The sequence below is a fragment of the Methylobacterium sp. J-030 genome (assembly GCF_022829545.1).
Classification (GTDB): domain Bacteria; phylum Pseudomonadota; class Alphaproteobacteria; order Rhizobiales; family Beijerinckiaceae; genus Methylobacterium.
Map to the genome: position 1 here is coordinate 1 of NZ_JAKSYM010000232.1, position 2,594 is coordinate 2,594.

Below are 2,594 nucleotides of genomic sequence, written 5' to 3' on the forward strand. Positions count from 1 at the left end.
TTCGTGCAGGCTCAGACGCACGACGGCCGGAGCCTGCGCATCCTGACGCTGATCGATGAGCCCAGCCGGGCGTGCCTCGCCTTGACGGTGGCGCGGCGCATCGACAGCCTCGGCGTGATCGAGGCCCTGGCCGATGCGATGTGCCTGCACGGCATCCCGGAGCACATCCGCTGCGACAACGGTCCAGAGATGATTTCCAAGGCGTTGCGCAAGTGGGTCGCCAGAGCTGGCTCGCAGATCCAGTACATCGCGCCACGATCGCCGCGGGAGAACGGCTATTGCGAGAGCTCCAACGGCAAGCTTCGTGACGCGTGTCTACGCCAGGAGATTTTCCACTCGCTGATGGAGGCGCAGATCGTGATCGGTCTATGGCAAACCACCCACAACCGCGTTCGACCGCATTCGTCGCTGGGCTATCGGCCGCCCGCGCCTGTCAGCTACCCAGATCTGGCCTTCCGGCTACCCATGGCAGCCGCCATGCAGTAGCCTCTCAATTGGCTCGGTCCAAAATACCGGTCAGGTCAATCTACGCGGCCGCGGCGACCATCCTCGTCGAGGCGAACTATCAGCTGCCCATGGCCCTGCTCGCCGAGTGGGACCGGATCCTGCGGGACGCGTGATGTTCCGCGCCTGGTACCACCGGTTCGCGCTTGAGCTGGCCCGTTCGGTTGTCAGACCGAAATGACCTGACGCATCTGCTCAGCGCCAAGTCTCCCGACGGACGCGGTGGCTGAAGCGAACCTTCCTGTCGAAGGGCGATCCGTTGTTGCGATCGCACCCGATGCAGACGTGCGGATCCCAGGGCCTATCGACCGCGAGCGGCTTCACGCTCAGCGTGCCGAGCGTGACCGAAGCAGTGCCTTCCGGATCGGCGACTTGCCCCAGATCGCGGCCAGGCTCGACAGCCTGAACCGGATTGCAGAACGCGATCGAGCCGAAGGCCCAGAGCATTGCGGTCAATCGAAAGCTTGGCATCACGCCCCTCCCGCGCGGGGCGCGGGTTTGAAGGCCCAAGCGTCGTCCGTGAAGGGCATCTCGGTAGTTTCAGCGGATCGGTTGGGACGTGCGGCCGACCGGCAACACTGGTTTCGACTGAAGTCCGTGCTGCTCTGACGCGTTCCGCCGCTGCGTACTCGCGACGCATGTGGGGTCAGAATCTGGCTCGAGCCCGCACGCCAATTCAGCCAATTACGAGACCTCTTAAGATCTAGAAATTGACCCGCAGGCGCTTCCGAAACATTAACGAAAACAGGGGTTTGTGGGTGTCCACGAGTAGCGCCCGCGCCCGGCTCGCCCTGCGTAGGAATGCCGTCCAGGCAGCCGAGCGCGAAGAGGTCCGGGCGCTCACCTGTGGGTACCTTCGCGTTTCCACGGATGAACAGGCCCAGCGCGGCAACAGCCTGCCCGAGCAAGAACAGGTGATCCGTGCCTACGCCACGGCCGTCGGCCTCGACCTCGTCCAGGTCCTGGCCGACCCCGGCGTTTCGGGAACGGTGAAGCCGGCCGAGCGGCCGGGCTTCAGCCGGGTACCAGCGCGGCCTCCTGGACGCGCTGTGCGATCCGACGATCCCGCGCGTCACGGTGATGAAGGCAGCCCGCGTAGGCTACACGCGCTGCTTCACGCTCGCCGTGGGCCCACCACCTCCACCACGCGCCGACGCTTTGCGCGATCGCGCAGCCGGTGAAAGAGGACGCCGAGGACTTTGGGGGCACCGGGATCGCCCCCATGCTCGGGGAAACGCCGGTCCTCAAGCGCCTCATGCGCCCGCTGCGCAAGGGCGAGAAACAGGACAAGGCGACCTTCTCCAAGCTCTCGAACGGCGCCTACGCCCGCGTCGTGGGCGCGGCGGCCGACGACGCCTTCCGGCGCTACTCCGCCCAACTCATGGCGGCCGACGAGATCGACGCCGACGGCTGGACCCCGGATTACAAAAGCCAGGGCGACAAGCTCTACCTGTTCTGGACCCGCGGCGAGAAGTTCTGGAACCGCAAGCTCCTCGTCGGGTCGACGCCGGTCCTCGAGGAGACGAGCCGGATCGCGGCGCTGTGGGCGAAGAGCGATCAGCGGCGCTACTTCGTGCCCTGTCCGCAGTGCTCCGACCACGCCGGCGCGCTCGCCGGCTGGCAGCACGTCGAATGGGGCGGGAAAGAGACCCTGAATCTGCACAGGCAGGTTGAGTGAAGTTTCTGCCGGATGACAGCCAGGATGGCCGCAGATCAGGAGCGACGATGAGCAAGCGTACCCGTCGCAACCACGCCCCAGCTTTCAAGGCGAAGGTGGCCCTGGCCGCCCGGCGCGGCGAGAAGACCCTGGCCGAGTTGGCCCAGCATGTCGATGTTCATCCGCGCTCGCCAAAGCCGGTTTGCTGAGCGCAAAGCGATGATCGATCGCGAGCACGACCTCCCGATCGCCAAATAAGCCGAGGCCCTCGGGATCGGCCGCGGCGGCGTGTACGACCTGCCGCGTCCTGTTCAAGCCGCGGATCTGGCCGTGATGCGACGGCTGGACGAACTGCATCGCGAACTCCCCTTCGCCGGGAGCCGGATGCTGCGGGACCTCCTGAACAAGGCGTCGTGAGCGGACGCTGCCATGT

4 protein-coding genes and 2 pseudogenes are annotated in these 2,594 nt (G+C 66.0%); 5 read left to right on the forward strand and 1 reads right to left on the reverse strand.

Annotated features, from left to right (window positions below):
• Positions 1 to 486 (forward strand): integrase core domain-containing protein (locus tag MKK75_RS17150; protein ID WP_244043751.1); only part of this gene is annotated, 486 nt, incomplete at its 5' end.
• Positions 487 to 494: 8 nt separating this feature from the next.
• A complete protein-coding gene (locus tag MKK75_RS35765) occupies positions 495 to 620 on the forward strand; it encodes a hypothetical protein (RefSeq protein WP_279593951.1) in 126 nt (41 codons plus the stop codon).
• 79 nt (positions 621 to 699) lie between these two features.
• Here MKK75_RS35765 and MKK75_RS17155 read toward each other — a convergent pair whose 3' ends face one another.
• A complete protein-coding gene (locus MKK75_RS17155; protein WP_244043752.1) occupies positions 700 to 975 on the reverse strand; it encodes a hypothetical protein in 276 nt (91 codons plus the stop codon).
• Positions 976 to 1,262: 287 nt separating this feature from the next.
• Here MKK75_RS17155 and MKK75_RS17160 point away from each other — a divergent pair, with 287 nt between their 5' ends.
• The 3 genes and pseudogenes from MKK75_RS17160 to MKK75_RS17170 form a co-directional block, all read left to right on the forward strand.
• Positions 1,263 to 1,685 (forward strand): recombinase family protein, encoded by a 423-nt coding sequence (locus tag MKK75_RS17160; RefSeq protein WP_244043753.1) that lies wholly within the window; start codon positions 1,263 to 1,265, stop codon positions 1,683 to 1,685.
• Positions 1,643 to 2,182 (forward strand): annotated as a pseudogene (locus tag MKK75_RS17165) (phage terminase large subunit family protein); the annotation flags it as partial. The gene MKK75_RS17160 and the pseudogene MKK75_RS17165, both read left to right, overlap by 43 nt.
• A gap of 47 nt (positions 2,183 to 2,229) precedes the next feature.
• Positions 2,230 to 2,563, forward strand: a pseudogene (locus MKK75_RS17170) (IS3 family transposase); the annotation flags it as partial.
• Positions 2,564 to 2,594 lie beyond the last annotated feature (31 nt).

What these genes read in the sequence shown, in the direction of transcription:
- MKK75_RS17155 (WP_244043752.1), bottom strand. Translation starts at nt 975, where the DNA reads ATGCCAAGCTTTCGATTGACCGCAATGCTCTGGGCCTTCGGCTCGATC.